This is a genomic window from Staphylococcus sp. EG-SA-14 (assembly GCF_017151935.1).
Taxonomy (GTDB): Bacteria; Bacillota; Bacilli; order Staphylococcales; family Staphylococcaceae; genus Staphylococcus; species Staphylococcus aureus.
Genome location: NZ_JACVZM010000020.1, coordinates 1 through 18,542 on the forward strand (window position 1 = coordinate 1; position 18,542 = coordinate 18,542).

An 18,542-nucleotide genomic window follows, 5' to 3' on the forward strand; every position below is an offset into this window, starting at 1 on the left:
TTACAAATATAATTGAAGAACAGCGAAAAATCGGAACCTTTTTTAGAAAAATTGACCGCCAAATCGAGTTAGAAGAACAAAAACTTGAATTGCTTCAACAACAGAAAAAAGGCTATATGCAGAAAATCTTCTCGCAAGAATTGCGATTTAAGGATGAGAATGGAAATGATTATCCGGAGTGGGAAGAAACTACTATAAAAGAAATTGCTCAAATTAACACTGGAAAGAAAGATACAAAAGATGCCATTACTAATGGGAGTTATGATTTTTACGTTAGATCTCCGATAGTTTATAAAATTAATACTTTTAGTTATGAAGGAGAGGCTATTTTAACTGTAGGAGATGGAGTTGGCGTAGGTAAAGTTTTCCACTATGTAAATGGGAAATTTGATTATCATCAAAGAGTATACAAAATATCTGACTTTAAGAATTATTATGGACTATTGTTATTTTATTATTTTTCACAAAACTTTTTAAAAGAAACAAAGAAATATAGTGCGAAGACATCAGTTGATTCAGTTAGAAAAGACATGATTGCTAATATGAAAGTACCGCGTCCTATTTATATAGAACAAAAAAAAATCGGTCAATTCATTAAAAGAGTAGACAACAAAACAAAAATTCAGAAACAAGTGATTGAATTACTTAAACAACGCAAAAAGGCATTACTTCAAAAGATGTTTATTTAAGTCTACTGGATCTTGTTTTAAAAGTAATAGTGGTGTTTTTCTTATACTCTTAACAATTGGTTTCAATTACCAAAATTATAAAATCAACGTAAATCAAATACGAACATTAAATTTAGGCACTGTGATAGCACAGTGTCTTTTTTGTGTCGAAATTGTGTACAGAATAAGTGGTCAAATAAAGATTAAGTTGAGATAAAGTGTTATTCGTAAATAAAAGAGAGTAGATCGATAGGAATTGAATGATATTAGTTAACTATTTATTAAATTACTTAATAATGATTAATTTTTAGTTAAAGTAAGTTTAATGTGAAGCACGACCATTGCTCATTATAATGAATGAGGATTGTTCGTATTGCGTAATAGAATAAATCAAATAGACTAAAAATTGGGAGCATAGAATTATGAAATTAAAAAATATTGCTAAAGCAAGCTTAGCACTAGGGATTTTAACAACAGGGATGATTACAACTACTGCTCAGCCAGTAAAAGCAGACGAAACTAGTAGCAGATTATCAGTTACTTCAAAAGATACACAAGAATTAAAGGGTTATTATAGTGGAACAGGATTTAATTTTCAAAATGTGAGTGGTTATAGAGAAGAAAATAAAATGAATGTTATTGTTGGACAGCAACTTAATGTAATTTCGTTACTTGGTTCAGATAAAGAAACGTTTAAAGATTATGACTATGATTATGAAGGGTTAGATGTCTTTGTAGTCAGAGAAGGATCAGGTAAACAAGCTGAAAATATTTCAATAGGTGGAATTACCAAGACGAATAAAAACGATTATAAAGATTTCGTAAATAATGTAGGTCTAGAAATAACTAAACCAACAGGACATAATACAGCAACAAGACAAGCAGAAACTTATAGAATTAATAAAGAAGAAATTTCATTAAAAGAATTAGATTTCAAATTAAGAAAACATTTAATTGATAAACATGAGCTTTATAAGACAGAGCCTAAAGACGGTAAAATTAGAATTACTATGAAAGGTGGCGGCTACTATACTTTTGAATTAAATAAAAAATTACAGCCTCATCGTATGGGCGATGTAATTGATGGTAGAAATATAGAAAAAATTGAAGTCGATTTATATTAATATTCGAGGGAGTTTATCATGAGGGAAAATTTTAAGTTACGTAAAATGAAAGTCGGTTTAGTGTCTGTTGCAATTACAATGTTATATATTATGACAAACGGACAAGCAGAAGCATCAGAGGCTAATGAGAAGCCAAGTACAAATCAAGAATCAAAAGCTGTTTCACAGACTGAACAAAATTCAAAAGAAACAAAAACAGCAGAATCTAATAAGAACTTTGTTAAATTAGATACTATTAAACCTGGAGCTCAAAAGATAACAGGAACTACATTACCAAATCAATTGATTTTATTAAGTATTGATAAAAAAGATGTGAGTTCTGTTGATAGTGGAACAAGTGATTTTGTTATGTCTAAAGGAGATGGAACATTTGAATATCCTTTAAATGATCGAAAGATAGTACATAATCAAGAAATAGAAGTAACGTCATCTTCAATGGATGGCTTGTACGACGAAGAGGATGAAGAAGTGGAAGAATCTTCAACTGAAAAAGCTGGTGCTGAGGAAGAAAGTACAGAAGCTAAAGCTACATATACTACTCCTCGATATGAAAATGCCTATAAAGTGCCTGAAAAGCAATTAGATAAGAAAAATGGACATCATCAAGTTTTCATCGAACCTATTACTGAAGGTTCAGGTATTATTAAAGGCCATACCTCTGTAAAAGGTAAAGTTGCTCTATCTATTAATAATAAATTTATTAACTTTGAGACAAATGCTAATGGTGGTCCAAATAAAGAAGAAGCGAAATCTGGATCAGAAGGAATCTGGATGCCTATTGATGACAAAGGATACTTTAATTTTGACTTCAAAACGAAACGTTTCGATGATTTAGAGTTAAAGAAAAATGATGAGATCTCATTAACATTTGCACCTGATGACGAAGATGAGGCATTGAAGTCATTAATTTTCAAAACTAAGGTAACGAGTTTAGAAGATATTGATAAAGCAGAAACTAAATATGACCATACTAAAGTGGAAAAAGTAAAAGTATTGAAAGATGTTAAAGAAGATTTACATGTAGATGAAATTTACGGAAGCTTATATCATACAGAAAAAGGTAAAGGTATTCTTGATAAAGAAGGTACTAAAGTAATTAAAGGTAAGACTAAATTCGCAAATGCAGTTGTGAAGGTAGACTCTGAACTAGGTGAAGGTCAAGAATTCCCTGATTTGCAAGTCGATGAAAAAGGTGAATTCAGCTTTGATGTAGATCATGCTGGATTTAGATTACAAAATGGAGAAACACTAAACTTCACAGTAGTTGATCCTATTACAGGTGAATTATTAAGTGGAAATTTTGTTTCTAAAAACATAGATATTTATGAATCTCCTGAAGAAAAAGCAGATCGTGAGTTTGATGAAAGAATGGAAAACACACCTGCATATCATAAATTACATGGTGATAAAATTGTCGGCTACGATACTAACGGATTCCCGATTACCTGGTTTTATCCATTAGGTGAAAAGAAAGTTGAACGTAAGGCACCAAAATTAGAAAAATAATTAAATAAAACAGCTTAATGATGTAATGAAATTAGTGAGTTAATCACTGACTTCTACGTCATTGAGCTGTTTTTTTGTGCTTTGTTACAAAGCATTATTGAATTTATTTTACGTGTTCATATTTTGAAACATCAAAGCCGTCTTGTTTAGCTTTGTTGATAATGTCTTTGATTGAATGTAGTCCTTTATCGGCGAAGTATGATCTTAAGTTGTCTTTTGTAGCTTGGTCAGCATTCTTATCTAATAACACATCAATATAACTTAATTCATGTTCTAAGAAGTTTGCATCATCATGTAGTACGAGTCCATTTTGAGAATAAACTTTCGCATCTGCTTGATTACCATATCCAACAACGCCAGTTGCTAAAACACCTACCATTGCCGTAGCTACTAAAACCTTTTTAAATTTCATATCTATCACTCCTCTAAAAATTGTAACTCCATCATAACACTGAATATTAAGAAAATTACGTTTATTAAGTCGATTTAATAATTTTTAATAAATAGTTAAAGTGACAAATATTGTTTAAATGCAATTAATCTTTAATACGATGCTTGAGGATTTTTCCTAATAAAACCTTGATTTCAAAAAGGGTTTAAATCAAATGAAACAATAATAAAAAAATGACGCAATATAATAATAAGTACAAATTTAATTAAGAAATTAAATTGATTGTATATGTATATTTTGGTAACGTAAAAGAGAAATATACAAAATAATTAATTATTTATATGAAAAGAGAATATAAATGAAGTATAAAACAGAGAGACGTGAAGCGATGGGATATTTAAAAAGGTTTGCATTGTACATAAGCGTTATGATTTTAATATTTGCGATAGCAGGTTGTGGCAAAGGTAATGAAACAAAAGAAGATTCAAAGGAAGAACAAATCAAAAAGAGCTTTGCGAAAACATTAGATATGTATCCAATTAAGAATCTCGAGGACTTATATGACAAAGAAGGATATCGAGATAGCGAATTTAAAAAAGGTGACAAAGGGATGTGGACGATATATACAGATTTCGCCAAAAGTAATAAACCGGGTGAATTGGATGATGAAGGTATGGTTTTAAATCTGGATAGGAATACTAGAACCCCTAAAGGCCATTATTTTGTTACTACATTTTACCGGAATGGTAAACTACCAGATGAAAAGAATTATAAAATTGAAATGAAAAATAATAAGATTATTTTATTAGATGAAGTAAAAGATGATAAGCTCAAGCAGAAAATAGAAAACTTTAAATTTTTCGGTCAATATGCAAATCTTAAAGAATTGAGAAAATATAATAATGGTGATGTTTCAATTAATGAAAATGTTCCTAGTTATGATGTTGAATACAAAATGAGCAATAAAGATGAAATAGTTAAGGAATTAAGAAGTCGTTATAATATTTCGACTGAAAAATCACCTATATTAAAAATGCATATTGATGGGGACCTGAAAGGCAGTTCTGTAGGTTATAGAAAGTTAGAAATTGACTTTTCAAAACGTGAAAACAGCAAATTATCAGTCATTGAATTTTTAAGTTATAAACCAGCGAAAAAATAGTATTGATAAGGAATATTAGGGTGTGAAAAAATGCGATATCTAAAAAAGCTTGCATGGTTCATAAGTGTTATTATTTTGGGCATTTTTATAATAGGTTGTGATAGTTCAAGCGATACTGGGGAAAAAGCAAAAGAAGATTCAAAGGAAGAACAAATCAAAAAGAGCTTTGCGAAAACATTAGATATGTATCCAATTAAGAATCTCGAGGACTTATATGACAAAGAAGGATATCGAGATAGCGAATTTAAAAAAGGTGACAAAGGGATGTGGACGATATATACAGATTTCGCCAAAAGTAATAAACCGGGTGTATTAGATAATGAAGGTATGATTTTAAATTTGGATAGAAATACACGTACGGCCAAGGGATATTATTTTGTAGATACTATATATGACAATCATGAAAACTCTTATAGTAAAAATTATAGAGTTGAGATGAAAAACAATAAAATTATTTTATTAGACAAGGTGGAAGATCAAAAACTTAAAGAAAGAATAGAAAACTTTAAATTTTTCGGACAATATGCCGATTTCAAGAGTTTGAAAAGTTACAACAATGGCGACGTTTCAATTAATAGTAATGTTCCAAGTTATGACGCGAAATTTAAAATGAGTAATAAAGATGAAAATGTTAAGCAATTAAGAAGTCGTTATAACATTCCTACTGAAAAAGCTCCAATATTAAAAATGCATATTGATGGGGACTTAAAAGGCAGTTCCGTTGGATATAAAAAGTTAGAAATAGACTTTTCAAAAGAAGAAAATAGCGAATTATCAGTAGTCGATTCATTAAATTTTCAGCCTGCCAAAAAAAATAAAGATGATGAATGATAGGGAGGATGTGAAACAATGTGGTCAATAAAAAGAATTGGAATGTACACAAATGTTATAATTTTGAGCGTTTTTATAATAGGTTGTGATAGTTCAAGCAATAATGCAGAAAATCAAAGAGAAGACTCAAAAGAAGAACAAATCAAAAAGAGCTTTGCGAAAACGTTAGATATGTACCCTATTAAGAATCTCGAGGATTTATATGACAAAGAAGGATATCGTGATGGTGAGTTTGAAAAAGGCGATAAGGGGACGTGGGTATTGTATTCAGCTATGGTATCACAACCAAAAGGCGAGAGTTTAAAATCACGAGGAATGATATTAAAGTTAGATAGAAATAAGAGAACTGCTAAAGGAAGTTATATTATTAGAGAATTGAAAGAAGATAAAAATCATGATGTTCAAAAAAATGAAAAGAAATATCCAGTGAAATTGGTGAATAATAGGATAGTTTTGATAAAAGATGTTAAAGACAAAAAGTTAAAAAAATGAAATAGAGTCGTTTGAATTATTTTCACAATATGGAAACTTTAATCATTTTGATCGGAATGAGATTACTAATATTTCATATAATCCTAATGCTCCCAATTACTCTGCAGAATATAAAATGAAGAAAAATGACAGAAACATTCAACAGTTGAAAAAGAGATTTAATCTAAAAACTAGCAAGACACCAAAATTATTGTTTAAGGGATCTGGAGATATAAAGGGGTCTTCTGTAGGATATAAGGAAATAGAAATCATATTTAGTAGAAGTAAAGAAGAAAGCATTTATTATGTTGACAGCGTTGAGTTCGTTCCAAGTAACAAAATGACAAAAAGTTGATATTAGTCAACAAAAGCAAATATTGAGAATAAAGAGAGTTGTGAAATGATGGGTTATTTAAAAAGACTTGTATTGTATATAGTTATTATGGTTATGAGTGTTTTTATAATAGGTTGTGATAAATCAAGCGATACTGCAGAAAAATCAAAAGAAGACTCGAAAGAAACACAAATCAAAAAGAGTTTTGCGAAAACGTTAGATATGTATTCAATTAAGAATCTCGAGGAACTATATGACAAAGAAGGCTATCGAGATGGCGAATTTGAAAAAGGTGACAAAGGGATGTGGACGATATATACAGATTTCGCCAAAAGTAATAAACCGGGTGAACTAAGTAATGAAGGCATGGTCTTGTACTTAGATAGAAACACACGCACAGCTAAGGGGTACTACTTTGTCAGGACGTTTTATCGCAAGGATAAATTACCTGATAGAAAAAATTATAAAGTTGAAATGAAAAATAATAAAATCATTTTATTAGATAAAGTAGAAGATAAAAAGCTTAAACAAAAAATAGAAAATTTTAAATTTTTCAGTCAATATGCAAATCTTAAAGAATTGAAAAACTACAGCAATGGTGATGTCTCAATTAATGAGAATGTTCCAAGTTATGACGTGAAATATAAAATGAGTAATAAAGATGAAAATGTTAAGCAATTAAGAAGTCGTTATAATATTCCTACTGATAAATCACCGGTATTAAAAATGCATATTGATGGTAATTTGAAAGGAAGTTCCGTTGGAGATAGGAAGTTAGAAATTGATTTTTCGAAACGTGAAAATAGCCATTTATCAGTAATAGATTCTTTGGATTACCAGCCAGCGAAAACTAATAAAGATGATGAATAATGAGGATGGTGTGTAACAATGAAGTCTATAAAAAGGATTGGATTGTGCATAAGTCTGTTGATTTTAAGCATTTTTGTAACATCTTGCGATGGTGATAATAAGATCACTGGAGATTCAAAAGAAACACAAATCAAAAAGAGCTTTTCGAAAACGTTAGATATGTATCCAATTAAGAATCTCGAGGACTTATATGATAAAGAAGGATACCGTGATGGCGAATTTAAAAAGGGCGACAAAGGAATGTGGACTATATATACAGATTTTGCTAAAGGCAATAAATCAGACGAATTGGATGATGAAGGTATGGTTTTAAATCTGGATAGAAATACTCGAACGGCTAAGGGATATTATTTTGTTAAGAAATTTTATGAAAAGGATAAATTTTCAGATAGAAAAAATTATAAAGTTGAAATGAAAAACAATAAAATTATTTTATTAGACAAAGTAAACGATCCAAACCTTAAAGAAAGAATAGAAAATTTTAAGTTTTTTGGGCAATATGCAAATTTTAAGGATTTGGAAAATTACAACAATGGCGACGTGTCGATAAATTGGAATGTTCCAAGTTATGACGTGGAATATAAAATGAGCAATAAAGATGAAAATGTTAAGCAATTAAGAAGTCGTTATAACATTCCTACTGATAAAGCTCCAATGTTAAAAATGCATATTGACGGTGACTTAAAAGGTAGTTCTGTTGGATATAAAAGGTTAGAAATAGACTTTTCAAAAGAAGATAGGGATATTTCAGTCATTGATTATTTAAGTTATAAGCCAGCGAAAAAATAGTACTGATAATTAAATATTAGGGTGTGAAGGAATGGAATATCTAAAAAGGCTTGCATTGTTCATAAGTGTTATTATTTTGACCATTTTTATAATGGGTTGTGATAGTCAAAGCGATACTGCAGAAAATCCAAAGGAAGGTTCAAAAGAAGCACAAATTAAAAAGAGTTTTGCAAAAACGTTAGACATGTATCCTACTGAAAATCTAGAAGACTTTTATGACAAAGAGGGATATCGAGATGGAGAATTTAAAAAAGATGATAAAGGTACTTGGCTAATTAGATCTGAAATAGTTAAACAGCCAAAGGGCAAAGTGATGAAAACAAGAGGTATGCAATTATATATTAATAGAAATACCAAAACAGCCAAAGGTTTCTTTGTTTTGAAAGAAATAGGTGAAAATAATAATCGTGTAAATAAAGATAAGGAGGAAAAATACGAAGTGAAAATGGTAGGAAATAAAATTATTCCTACTGAACAAATTAATGACGAGAAAATAAAAAAAGAAATTGAAAACTTCAAGTTTTTTGTGCAATATGGAAAGTTTAAAAATTTCGAAAAATACAAAAATGGTGAGTTTTCATATAATCCTGAAGCACCAATCTATTCGGCTAAATATCAATTACACAACGATGATTACAATGTAAGGCAACTACGTAAAAGATATGACATTTCAACAAAAGAAACACCGAAGTTACTTTTGAAAGGTGGAGGAGATTTAAAAAATTCCTCAGTTGGTCAAAACGATATTGAATTTACTTTTGTTGAAAGAAAAGGTGAGAATATTTATTTTAACGATAGTGTTGAATTCATACCAAGTAAGTAAAGTTAAATTAAAATGTGTGGTTAGATGAAATGATCAAATATCAAAAAATGTGCAAAGAGATGTGACAAGATGAAGTTTTTTCAGAAATTATACATATTTATATTAATTTTAATCGTATTAATGGCAGGATGCGAAAGTAATAATGATGACAAAGATTCAAAAGAAGAACAAATCAAAAAGAGCTTTGCGAAAACATTAGATATGTATCCAATTAAGAACCTAGAGGATTTATACGACAAAGAAGGATACCGAGATGGCGAATTTAAAAAAGGCGATAAGGGGACGTGGACGATATATACAGATTTCGCCAAAAGTAATAAACAAGGTGGATTGAGTAATGAAGGTATGGTCTTATACTTAGATAGAAATACACGGACAGCAAAGGGACATTATTTTGTTAAGACATTTTATGAAAAGGATAAATTCCCAGATAGAAAAAAATATAAAGTTGAAATGAAAAATAATAAAATTATCTTATTAGACAAGGTAGAAGATCCAAAACTAAAAAAGAGAATAGAAAACTTTAAATTTTTCGGACAATATGCAAACCTAAAAGAATTGAAAAACTACAACAATGGTGATGTCTCAATTAATGAGAATGTTCCAAGTTATGACGCAAAATTTAAAATGAGCAATAAAGATGAAAATGTTAAGCAATTAAGAAGTCGTTATAATATTCCTACTGACAAAGCACCGGTATTAAAAATGCATATTGATGGTAATTTGAAAGGAAGTTCTGTGGGTTATAAAAAGTTGGAAATTGACTTTTCAAAAGGTGGAAAAAGCGATTTGTCAGTAATAGATTCTTTGAATTTCCAGCCGGCGAAGGTAGATGAAGATGATGAATGATGAGGATGGTGTGTAACAATGAAGTCTATAAAAAGGATTGGATTGTGCATAAGTCTGTTGATTTTAATCATTTTTGTAACATCTTGTGGTGGTAATAAGATCATGGGAGATTCAAAAGAAGAACAAATCAAAAAGAGCTTTGCGAAAACGTTAGATATGTATCCAATTAAGAATCTCGAGGATTTATACGACAAAGAAGGATATCGAGATGGAGAATTTAAAAAAGATGATAAAGGGACTTGGCTAATTAGATCTGAAATGAAAATCCAATTAAAAGGAGAAAACCTGGAATCTAGGGGAGTAGTTTTAGAAATTAACAGAAATACTAGAACGGCTAAAGGGAATTATATTGTTAGAGAAGTTGTTGAAGATAGCGATGGAATGACACACAATCATACAAAAATGTATCCTGTAAAAATGGAAAAGAATAAAATCATTCCATTAAAACCAATCGATGACGAAAAAGTAAAAAAAGAAATTGAAGAATTTAAATTCTTTGTGCAATACGGGAATTTCAAAGAATTGGAAAACTATAAAGATGGTGAAGTGTCATATAACCCAGAAGTACCAATATACTCTGCTCAATATCAATTGAAAAACAGTGATTACAATGTTGAACAATTAAGGAAGCGATATAATATCCCGACGAAAAAAGCGCCTAAATTATTATTGAAAGGGTCAGGTAATCTAAAAGGCTCATCAGTTGGATATAAAAATATTGAATTTACCTTTGTTGAAAATAAGGGAGAAAATATTTACTTCACAGATAGTGTCTACTTTAATCCAAGCGAGGATAAATAAATATAATTACTAATATAAAAAATAACGTTAGAACATTTAATAATAAAGTTAAATGAATTACATGTATTAAATTGAATAAGTTAGTTTTGTTTGATAACATAAAAGTTGAATAATCACTATTTTAATAAGTTGTATGAAATATTCAAATGTTTATAAAATTAAAACAGAGAGATGTGAAATGATGGAGTATATAAAAAAAATTGCTTTGTACATGAGTGTATTACTTTTAATCATTTTTATTGGGGGATGTGGAAATATGAAAGATGAACAGAAAAAAGAGGAACAAACGAATAAAACAGATTCAAAAGAAGAGCAAATCAAAAAGAGTTTTGCGAAAACGTTAGATATGTATCCAATTAAGAATCTCGAGGATCTATATGACAAAGAAGGATATCGAGATGGTGAGTTTAAAAAAGGCGATAAAGGTACGTGGACGATATCAACAGATTTTGCTAAAAGCAACAAACCGGGTGAAATGGATAGTGAAGGTATGGTACTGCATTTGAATAGAAATACGAGGACGGCAACTGGGTATTATACTATAAGAACAACTTATGATGAAGTGGGTAAGATGACACGCGAAAAAAATTATCGTGTTGAACTTAAAAATAATAAGATAGTACTTTTAGATAAAGTAGAAGATGAAAACCTTAAACATAAAATAGAGAATTTTAAATTTTTCGGGCAATATGCCGATTTTAAAGACTTGAAAAATTATAAAAATGGAAGAATAACCATCAATGAAAATGTTCCATATTATGAGGCAGAGTACAAAATTAATAATAGTGATGGAAATGTAAAAAAACTTAGAGAAAATTACCCAATTACAGCCAAAAAGTCTCCGATATTAAAACTGCATATAGACGGAGATATTAAAGGTAGCTCAGTTGGATATAAACAGATAGAATACAAGTTTTCTAAGGATAAAGAGGATGAGACTTTTATGAGTGATTTTCTAAATTTCGGACCAACTAAAGGTGGAAATAATGACTAAACAATTTGAAGTGGATTATGGCAAACTAAATAGTGAAACAGAAGCAACGAGTGCTGTTTCAAAATTAGCTTATGAGGTTGAAAATGCAAATAATAATAAAATATCAAATCGAGAATTGAAAACAAAATTTGAAGTATTAAAAAAACGGGGAAAATTCCCTTCTAATCTTGAGTATATAGATAGTCACACAGATAAAAAACACGGTGTGACAGCATCAGCTTTCCTAAACAAAGATACTGGGAAAGTGATTATTGGCATGACTGGTACAAATTTCAAAAAGGAAGCTCTTGCGAAGCAACTTTTGCTACCAGATTTTGCAACAACAAAACAGGATAGAATTGACTCAGCTGAGACTAAAAAGGATTTAATTTCCGATGCCCAAATTGGAACATTCCCTCCTTCTGATAACAGTAAACATTTTGAAGAAACACAAGAGTTCATCAAAAAAATAAAAAATAAGTATGATATTGATTTTATAACTGGGCATTCATTAGGTGGTAGAGAAGCGGTAATATTAGGAATGAGTAATGGTATTCCGAATATTGTTGTTTATAATCCAGCTCCTATAGCAGCTAGGTATTTAAATCATAACTCCCGATTATTTAAACTATATAAAGGTTATAAAGGTAACATTACTAGAATTGTATCTGATAAGGATTGGTTAACTAATATTATAAAGGGATATACGAATTATACTTATTTCGGTAATGAAATTGTGGTTCATAACGGCAAGTCACATGATATGGCTGGATTTTTAACTGAACAAGAACAAAAAGCTATAAAAAAAGAACTTAAAAAAGTACAAGGTTATGTAGAAGAAAATAATAAGTCGTTCGTAAAAAATTCTAATAATGCTATGTCTAAATTAGCTAGTATAGAATTACTTAGAGCCAATATGATGACTACAAATGGTGGTTGGTTATCTTCTTCGCAACAGAAAGTTTTAGAAAGTTTAACAGCTTTAACAATTGCGCAGTCATTCAATCAACTGATAGAGGACGAAATTAATCAAATCAAAAAAATGTATAATGAAAAGAAAAAGAAATTTGAAAAAAATTGGGAAGACGCGCAAAAAGCTGGAAACGCTGTAGGTAAAGATATAACCGTGAATGAAGTGCTAGAAGCTTTAGATGAAGGTCATGTGAATGAAAGTAGTATGGTAGGGGAACCTAAACAAATGATATCTGCAAAAGAAAAACAACTTTCAACAATAGGTTCATCTATATCAAATTATATTACAAGAGTTAGATCTAGTATTAATGAAATCGTTGATAAAGATCAAGCACTTGCATCGCAAATAGGTGGATTACTATGATGTTTAATCAAATTAATAATAAAAATGAATTAGAAGTATCATATAATTCTGAGAAAAAACGTATAGAGAATGAACTGCAAAATTTGAATGAACTTAGACACAGAACTCGAAAAGAAAATGAACGTAGTTATGATGTTTTTCAATATTTGAAACACGAAATGAATTATAGTGAAGATGCCCAAAGGAAAATGACGAGAAATATAGAAGCGTATGAGCAAGAAATCAATGAGATAATTAGAAAGCAAGAATGGAAATTAGAAGAATATAAAGAAGACTTAAAAAAATCTTATGAAAAGCAGTTAGATAAACTAAGTGATTGATAATTTGGAGGAGATTAAATGAGTCCAATGATAGGACCAGTTATAGGACCGGATATAGTACCGGATATAGTACCGGATATAAAGTCAATGATAAAGAATGCTCAAAAAGAAAATATTCGCACAGTTATTGCACCTGAACATAAGCATAAATACAAAGATATTGAAAACGGATTAAAAGGTGAAGAAAAAGTATTAATTGAACAAATGGCACAGCATTGCGAGGCTTTTAAAGCTAATTTTAAAGGCGCAGCTCAAGGAGATTGGGTTAAAAGTGCTATGTCTGAGATTGACAGCATTAAGGATGACCTGAAAAAAATTAATAGCTAAACTACATATCATACTACTAAATAAAGCGACCAATGTTCAGTATATTCACAACTGACTCTAGGCCGCTTCTTTTTAATTTATTTTATTCCCATGTAAAGTAATTCGAACCGAATGGACATATCACACTCTCAATTGTAAAAAAACAACTTAAATTACTGTCCCGCATTAAACATGACCACATTCGTAACAGCAACAATAAAAATCCTCAAGTACCAAAAGCTATGACCACTTTATCAAAATCAACGCAAGTCAACATCGACCGAACTACTTGCCATTAATCATCCTCACCTTACAAACCATAAAGCGCTGCAGTTAAGTATTGAATGGCATAGCCAATTGAAATGAAAATAGCAATCGTTATAATAGCACTACCAATGGTATATAATGTATGTTTCGTAGATAATCCTTCAGTCTTTGAACCAAAAACACTGAGTAGAATAAATGCAATACCAATGATATATAAAACTAAAATGACAAATAGCATGTTTATACACCTCGATTCTCTTTCGTGAGATATATCTTTGTTTCCATTATAAAGTAAAGCGCTCAATAATTTAATTAAGTATACTATTTTTTTATTATCGAAGATTGCGAAAGAGGAAATGCTCCTATATAATGTAAAACGGAATTATTCCTATTTGCAAATGAACGAAACAAATAAATTGAAGTGAGGGTATATATATGGCTAAGATTCCAGTTACGGTATTAAGTGGTTATTTAGGCTCGGGGAAAACAACGTTGTTAAATCATATTTTACAAAATCGAGAAGGTCGACGTATTGCGGTAATTGTAAATGATATGAGTGAAGTCAATATCGATAAAGATCTTGTCGCAGATGGTGGGGGACTATCGCGCACAGACGAAAAATTAGTCGAACTTTCTAATGGTTGTATCTGTTGTACACTTAGAGACGATTTATTAAAAGAAGTTGAGCGTTTAGTGAAAAAAGGTGGCATCGATCAAATTGTTATTGAGTCAACAGGGATTTCAGAGCCAGTACCTGTTGCACAAACTTTCTCATATATTGATGATGAACTTGGCATTGATCTTACAGCGATTTGCCGTTTAGATACAATGGTTACAGTTGTGGATGCTAACCGCTTCGTACATGACATCAACTCAGAAGATTTATTGATGGATCGTGATCAAAGCGTTGATGAAACAGATGAACGTTCGATTGCTGATTTATTAATTGACCAAGTTGAATTTTGTGATGTATTGATTATTAATAAAATTGATTTAATCAGTGAAGAAGAACTTGCGAAGTTAGAAAAAGTGTTAAGTGCATTGCAACCGACTGCTAAAATCATTAAGACAACAAATTCTGAAGTAGATTTAAAAGAAGTCTTGAATACGCAGCGTTTTGATTTTGAAAAAGCGAGCGAGTCAGCAGGATGGATCAAAGAACTTGAGTCTGGTGGGCATGCATCGCATACACCTGAAACAGAAGAATATGGTATATCATCGTTTGTATATAAACGTCGTCTACCTTTCCATGCTAAAAGGTTCAATGATTGGTTAGAAAGCATGCCAAATAATGTCGTTCGATCAAAAGGTATCGTATGGCTAGCACAATACAATCACGTAGCATGTTTATTATCTCAAGCAGGGTCATCTTGCAATATTCATCCAGTTACATATTGGGTGGCTAGTATGTCTGAAGCGCAACAAACACAAATATTAGCAGAACGTCAAGATGTCGCAGCTGAATGGGATCCAGAATATGGCGATCGTCATACACAATTTGTCATTATTGGTACAGAATTAGATGAAGAAAAATTAACAAAAGAACTCGACGCATGCTTAGTCAATGCGCAAGAAATTGATGCAGATTGGCAACAATTTGAAGATCCATATCAATGGCAAATTAGACCGGCACGATAAGTTGAATGAAGTGTAATCATTTTTAAATTGTGGCTTAATTGTTTGCAATTTATGACAATTAATAAAAAGTTAAGATGTTCTTAGGATCTTTTTGTTTTCAATCTATCTAAAGTGTGATAGTTTTGATAAAGCAGAAATTTGCATTTTATCCATAGGGCTAGGACATGTATGTGTCTTAGTCCTTTTTATATTTGCGTTGATGAAAAATGATAAAACCATCGTACCAACTGTCAAATGAAGGTACAATCATTGTTTAACGTTCATAAAAATGAGTGGAGTAAATGTAGCTATCAATGTACTATTACCGCTTACGGTCACACGAGTGTTTCAGTCTAAACGTGCAACGCAATTCCGCACGTGGCCAATATATCTTGCGCTAGATCATGAAAATCATTAAGATTTCGCACGCCAAATCATGAATGTCTCAGACCTCGAGTATCAAACATAAAACACGCCACAAAAATATAACGCGTCAGACTACAAAGATTACGAATATTCCGTATGTCCCACTAAGAACGTCCTATACAAAAAACACCAAGACCATTTATTTGCAACAAACTAACAAGACTTACCTCACATCAATAAATCAACACAAAGCAAAGCCACCATCCCTATTGGTATAGTGGCCTGAGAATTTTAAGTATTCAATTCGCTTAAATTATTTTGCGAAAATGTCGATAATTGCTTTGATGATTTTAATGATAGTACCTACAATAGCCATCGTTTTGTCCTCCTGTATGTTGATTTAACATAGTGATGAGTTGTTGATCGTTAATGTTTGAGATTAGTTGTTACCTAAAAATTTACCAAGTAAATCTTTAAAGAATTTGAATAATTTTGCTACGAATTCCATGTGAATGGCCCCCTTCAAATAAGATGTTCATATCTATGAGATTTTTATAACTTACTTACCAGTGAATTTCTCAATTAATCCTTTAATGAATTTAATGATTCCTGCAATGATACCCATGTGAAAGACCTCCTTTGTTTGTTATGAAATCTTATTTACCAGTGAATTGTTCGATTAAGCTTTTGATAACTTTAATGATGCCAGCGATGATACCCATTAAGATTACCTCCTTTGCTTATGAGTTAACTTCATTGTACATAGTTATCTTGTGCGTAATTGATTTTTTTCCTAACTTGAATTGTTATGGTCATAACTGCGAATTTTTTATTTTAAAAGGACGGGAAATACTGCCTAACTGTACAGGTGCATTTACAAAATCTTTACAATCATTGGTTTAATAGAGGTTAAGCTCATGAATTTGACATGAAGCAGAAATTTAATTATATTTTATGTTATAAGTTTAAAACGAATAACACGTTAGGTCTCGTCTAGGCAAAGCATATTTATGAAGATGAATTGAACAGACAGAAGTAACATTTTATATACATATGTGCATGGGAGCACGCTTAAAGAGAACACTGCAACAAGGTATATCAACGTACCGTGATGCAGTGTCTAGTTAAACTGAAACCTGCAATAGTAAATTTTCTGCCATTATGTACAGAATCTACTATTGTAGGTTTTTATTTTTATACATAAGCAATTATGCGAGAGATTAGAAATAAGGAGGTTATGCAGTGTTAAGTTTTCAATTGCTATTTTCACTGTTTGTTATTGCGCTTATCATTGCATTGATAAGTGGTTTGTTGTTTTTAGCACCAGTTATGCCAATGAGATATATTAAATTACATTTATACATACTAGTCATGCCAGTATTATTTGCAGTCATTGGCTTTTTCGGTATTCATGGTCAACATGTCTTAGGCCCATTTAAAATAGATCGTTTATCTTGGTTATTAGCTGGCTTTGTAATGGCGCTTGGCTTTATTATTCAAAAGTTTTCAATGCGATATTTACTAGGTGATCATCATTATAGACATTACTTTCCATTGTTCACTGCGATTACGTCGTTTGCATCTTTAGCATGGATGTCTGAAGACTTAAGACTGATGGCACTCTGCTGGGGTATGACATTATTATGTTTAACATTGCTGATGAACGTTAATCGTTTTTGGAAAGTGCCACGTGAGTCTGCGAAATTATCAAGTATGACATTTTTATGTGGTTGGCTTGCATTCGTTGGAGCAATTGTAACTATTTATATTGCGACTGGCGAGTGGCGGGTACCACAACATATAGCGCATCCGACATGGTCATTGTTGACGAATGTACTACTTGTATTAGCTGTCATGATACCGGCAGCACAATTTCCATTTCATCGATGGTTGATTGAATCTGTAACAGCACCAACGCCAGTATCGGCAATTATGCATGCAGGAATTGTGAATGCAGGTGGTGTTATTCTAACTCGTTTTGCGCCGATATTTGATAATGGATTTGCATTATCATTATTACTTATCCTTTCTAGTATTTCTGTATTGTTAGGATCGGGTATTAGCTTGGTTCAAGTTGACTATAAACGCCAATTAGTGGGCTCTACGATGAGTCAAATGGGCTTTATGTTAGTTCAATGCGCACTTGGTGTATATTCAGCAGCGATTATACATTTAATATTGCACGGTATTTTTAAAGCAACATTATTTTTACAATCAGGTTCTATCGTGAAGCGATTCAATATTCCAAAACAAGCATCTGCTAAAGACGCTTATGGCTGGATTGTCATGGGGCGTGTATTAGCTATTATCGTGGCATTTCTGTTTTGGATGAGTAGTGACAGAAGTGCATATGAAGTGTTAAGTGCACTCATTCTAGCATGGTCATTACTTGTATCTTGGAATCAAATGGTAGCCTTTAGTAAAGGGCGTATGGCACGTCTGGTTGGCATGATTTTGATTTCAATTGTGACATTTATCTACATCATCACACATAATTATTTTTACGATGTATTACAAAATATAACAACACATGCGACAACGCCGCCTACAATTAGTGTCATCATTAGTGTTGTCATATTAATATTTGGTAGTTTATTGAGTATCTGGGTAGCGCGTCATCGATACTCTAAGACTTTTGCGGTATTGTACGTGTGGTTAGTTAATCTAGGTGAAGCACGCTCGAAAGCGATAGAAAGTCATCCGAATTATTTGAAGAAGTATTTATAGGAGGTGAAAGG

22 protein-coding genes and 1 pseudogene are annotated in these 18,542 nt (G+C 31.3%); 17 read left to right on the top strand and 6 right to left on the bottom strand.

Going from position 1 to position 18,542, the window contains the following annotated elements:
* The 3 genes from IDG63_RS11015 to IDG63_RS11025 form a co-directional block, all read left to right on the top strand.
* Positions 1–689: restriction endonuclease subunit S (locus IDG63_RS11015; RefSeq protein WP_206154466.1), on the top strand; the 689-nt coding region annotated here is incomplete at its 5' end.
* 401 nt (positions 690–1,090) lie between these two features.
* Entirely contained in the window at positions 1,091–1,792 is a 702-nt protein-coding gene (locus tag IDG63_RS11020) for a superantigen-like protein SSL11 (protein ID WP_000769139.1), read from the top strand.
* Between the two features lie 18 nt (positions 1,793–1,810).
* On the top strand, positions 1,811–3,298 hold the full coding sequence (locus tag IDG63_RS11025) for an FKLRK protein (RefSeq protein ID WP_001208897.1): 1,488 nt from the start codon (positions 1,811–1,813) through the stop codon (positions 3,296–3,298).
* A 103-nt stretch (positions 3,299–3,401) separates the two neighbouring features.
* Here IDG63_RS11025 and spn read toward each other — a convergent pair whose 3' ends face one another.
* Positions 3,402–3,710 carry a myeloperoxidase inhibitor SPIN gene (gene spn / locus IDG63_RS11030; protein ID WP_000669519.1) on the bottom strand — a complete coding sequence of 103 codons (309 nt, stop codon included), beginning with the start codon at positions 3,708–3,710 and terminating at the stop codon, positions 3,402–3,404.
* Between the two features lie 367 nt (positions 3,711–4,077).
* Between spn and lpl1 the strand changes: the two genes are divergently transcribed.
* The 12 genes and pseudogenes from lpl1 to IDG63_RS11090 all read left to right on the top strand — a co-directional run bounded on the left by lpl1 (position 4,078) and on the right by IDG63_RS11090 (position 13,575).
* Positions 4,078–4,851 carry a tandem-type lipoprotein Lpl1 gene (gene lpl1 / locus IDG63_RS11035; protein ID WP_049873750.1) on the top strand — a complete coding sequence of 258 codons (774 nt, stop codon included), beginning with the start codon at positions 4,078–4,080 and terminating at the stop codon, positions 4,849–4,851.
* A 30-nt stretch (positions 4,852–4,881) separates the two neighbouring features.
* Positions 4,882–5,682 (top strand): tandem-type lipoprotein Lpl2, encoded by an 801-nt coding sequence (gene lpl2, locus IDG63_RS11040; RefSeq protein ID WP_001269761.1) that lies wholly within the window; start codon positions 4,882–4,884, stop codon positions 5,680–5,682.
* An 18-nt stretch (positions 5,683–5,700) separates the two neighbouring features.
* Positions 5,701–6,508, top strand: a pseudogene (locus IDG63_RS11045) (tandem-type lipoprotein).
* 45 nt (positions 6,509–6,553) lie between these two features.
* Positions 6,554–7,357, top strand: a complete 804-nt coding sequence (gene lpl4 / locus IDG63_RS11050; protein WP_000971990.1) for a tandem-type lipoprotein Lpl4 — start codon at positions 6,554–6,556, stop codon at positions 7,355–7,357.
* 18 nt (positions 7,358–7,375) lie between these two features.
* Entirely contained in the window at positions 7,376–8,146 is a 771-nt protein-coding gene (gene lpl5, locus IDG63_RS11055; protein WP_000835990.1) for a tandem-type lipoprotein Lpl5, read from the top strand.
* A gap of 31 nt (positions 8,147–8,177) precedes the next feature.
* Positions 8,178–8,969, top strand: coding sequence for a tandem-type lipoprotein Lpl6 (lpl6, locus tag IDG63_RS11060; RefSeq protein ID WP_000456134.1), 792 nt, complete (start codon positions 8,178–8,180; stop codon positions 8,967–8,969).
* Positions 8,970–9,038: 69 nt separating this feature from the next.
* Positions 9,039–9,818 (top strand): tandem-type lipoprotein, encoded by a 780-nt coding sequence (locus IDG63_RS11065; RefSeq protein ID WP_000667960.1) that lies wholly within the window; start codon positions 9,039–9,041, stop codon positions 9,816–9,818.
* Between the two features lie 18 nt (positions 9,819–9,836).
* Positions 9,837–10,619, top strand: coding sequence for a tandem-type lipoprotein (locus tag IDG63_RS11070; RefSeq protein WP_001641316.1), 783 nt, complete (start codon positions 9,837–9,839; stop codon positions 10,617–10,619).
* A 181-nt stretch (positions 10,620–10,800) separates the two neighbouring features.
* Entirely contained in the window at positions 10,801–11,613 is an 813-nt protein-coding gene (locus tag IDG63_RS11075; protein WP_000455736.1) for a tandem-type lipoprotein, read from the top strand.
* Positions 11,606–12,928 (top strand): lipase family protein, encoded by a 1,323-nt coding sequence (locus IDG63_RS11080; RefSeq protein WP_000166024.1) that lies wholly within the window; start codon positions 11,606–11,608, stop codon positions 12,926–12,928. The genes IDG63_RS11075 and IDG63_RS11080 overlap by 8 nt, the downstream gene beginning before the upstream one ends.
* Positions 12,925–13,248 carry a hypothetical protein gene (locus IDG63_RS11085; protein WP_000971504.1) on the top strand — a complete coding sequence of 108 codons (324 nt, stop codon included), beginning with the start codon at positions 12,925–12,927 and terminating at the stop codon, positions 13,246–13,248. Before IDG63_RS11080 ends, IDG63_RS11085 begins: the two co-directional genes overlap by 4 nt.
* 27 nt (positions 13,249–13,275) lie before the next feature.
* A complete protein-coding gene (locus tag IDG63_RS11090; RefSeq protein ID WP_029258562.1) occupies positions 13,276–13,575 on the top strand; it encodes a hypothetical protein in 300 nt (99 codons plus the stop codon).
* 289 nt (positions 13,576–13,864) lie between these two features.
* On the opposite strand, the gene IDG63_RS11095 is transcribed toward IDG63_RS11090, so the two are convergent.
* Positions 13,865–14,125: a hypothetical protein gene (locus IDG63_RS11095; RefSeq protein ID WP_072398156.1), complete on the bottom strand. Its 261-nt coding sequence runs from the start codon at positions 14,123–14,125 to the stop codon at positions 13,865–13,867.
* Positions 14,126–14,256: 131 nt separating this feature from the next.
* Here IDG63_RS11095 and IDG63_RS11100 point away from each other — a divergent pair, with 131 nt between their 5' ends.
* A complete protein-coding gene (locus tag IDG63_RS11100) occupies positions 14,257–15,459 on the top strand; it encodes a GTP-binding protein (protein ID WP_001062992.1) in 1,203 nt (400 codons plus the stop codon).
* Between the two features lie 658 nt (positions 15,460–16,117).
* Here IDG63_RS11100 and IDG63_RS11105 read toward each other — a convergent pair.
* The 4 genes from IDG63_RS11105 to IDG63_RS11120 all read right to left on the bottom strand — a co-directional run bounded on the left by IDG63_RS11105 (position 16,118) and on the right by IDG63_RS11120 (position 16,526).
* Positions 16,118–16,180: a phenol-soluble modulin PSM-alpha-4 gene (locus IDG63_RS11105; RefSeq protein WP_014532416.1), complete on the bottom strand. Its 63-nt coding sequence runs from the start codon at positions 16,178–16,180 to the stop codon at positions 16,118–16,120.
* Between the two features lie 63 nt (positions 16,181–16,243).
* Positions 16,244–16,312: a phenol-soluble modulin PSM-alpha-3 gene (locus IDG63_RS11110; RefSeq protein WP_014373779.1), complete on the bottom strand. Its 69-nt coding sequence runs from the start codon at positions 16,310–16,312 to the stop codon at positions 16,244–16,246.
* Between the two features lie 51 nt (positions 16,313–16,363).
* Positions 16,364–16,429 (bottom strand): phenol-soluble modulin PSM-alpha-2, encoded by a 66-nt coding sequence (locus tag IDG63_RS11115; RefSeq protein WP_014373780.1) that lies wholly within the window; start codon positions 16,427–16,429, stop codon positions 16,364–16,366.
* 31 nt (positions 16,430–16,460) lie between these two features.
* Positions 16,461–16,526: a phenol-soluble modulin PSM-alpha-1 gene (locus IDG63_RS11120; protein WP_014373781.1), complete on the bottom strand. Its 66-nt coding sequence runs from the start codon at positions 16,524–16,526 to the stop codon at positions 16,461–16,463.
* Between the two features lie 520 nt (positions 16,527–17,046).
* Between IDG63_RS11120 and IDG63_RS11125 the strand changes: the two genes are divergently transcribed.
* The gene (locus tag IDG63_RS11125; RefSeq protein ID WP_000948292.1) at positions 17,047–18,531 is read left to right on the top strand and encodes an NADH dehydrogenase subunit 5; all 1,485 of its coding nucleotides are present in this window, start codon (positions 17,047–17,049) and stop codon (positions 18,529–18,531) included.
* Positions 18,532–18,542: the final 11 nt, after the last annotated feature.

Bases quoted from the DNA above. Each gene is read 5' to 3' on its own strand.
- IDG63_RS11065 (WP_000667960.1), top strand. From the start codon at position 9,039: ATGAAGTTTTTTCAGAAATTATACATATTTATATTAATTTTAATCGTA.
- IDG63_RS11090 (WP_029258562.1), top strand. From the start codon at position 13,276: ATGATAGGACCAGTTATAGGACCGGATATAGTACCGGATATAGTACCG.
- IDG63_RS11070 (WP_001641316.1), top strand. From the start codon at position 9,837: ATGAAGTCTATAAAAAGGATTGGATTGTGCATAAGTCTGTTGATTTTA.
- IDG63_RS11020 (WP_000769139.1), top strand. From the start codon at position 1,091: ATGAAATTAAAAAATATTGCTAAAGCAAGCTTAGCACTAGGGATTTTA.
- lpl2 (WP_001269761.1), top strand. From the start codon at position 4,882: ATGCGATATCTAAAAAAGCTTGCATGGTTCATAAGTGTTATTATTTTG.
- lpl5 (WP_000835990.1), top strand. From the start codon at position 7,376: ATGAAGTCTATAAAAAGGATTGGATTGTGCATAAGTCTGTTGATTTTA.
- lpl6 (WP_000456134.1), top strand. From the start codon at position 8,178: ATGGAATATCTAAAAAGGCTTGCATTGTTCATAAGTGTTATTATTTTG.
- IDG63_RS11100 (WP_001062992.1), top strand. From the start codon at position 14,257: ATGGCTAAGATTCCAGTTACGGTATTAAGTGGTTATTTAGGCTCGGGG.
- spn (WP_000669519.1), bottom strand. From the start codon at position 3,710: ATGAAATTTAAAAAGGTTTTAGTAGCTACGGCAATGGTAGGTGTTTTA.
- lpl4 (WP_000971990.1), top strand. From the start codon at position 6,554: ATGATGGGTTATTTAAAAAGACTTGTATTGTATATAGTTATTATGGTT.
- IDG63_RS11085 (WP_000971504.1), top strand. From the start codon at position 12,925: ATGATGTTTAATCAAATTAATAATAAAAATGAATTAGAAGTATCATAT.
- IDG63_RS11075 (WP_000455736.1), top strand. From the start codon at position 10,801: ATGGAGTATATAAAAAAAATTGCTTTGTACATGAGTGTATTACTTTTA.
- IDG63_RS11025 (WP_001208897.1), top strand. From the start codon at position 1,811: ATGAGGGAAAATTTTAAGTTACGTAAAATGAAAGTCGGTTTAGTGTCT.
- IDG63_RS11080 (WP_000166024.1), top strand. From the start codon at position 11,606: ATGACTAAACAATTTGAAGTGGATTATGGCAAACTAAATAGTGAAACA.
- lpl1 (WP_049873750.1), top strand. From the start codon at position 4,078: ATGGGATATTTAAAAAGGTTTGCATTGTACATAAGCGTTATGATTTTA.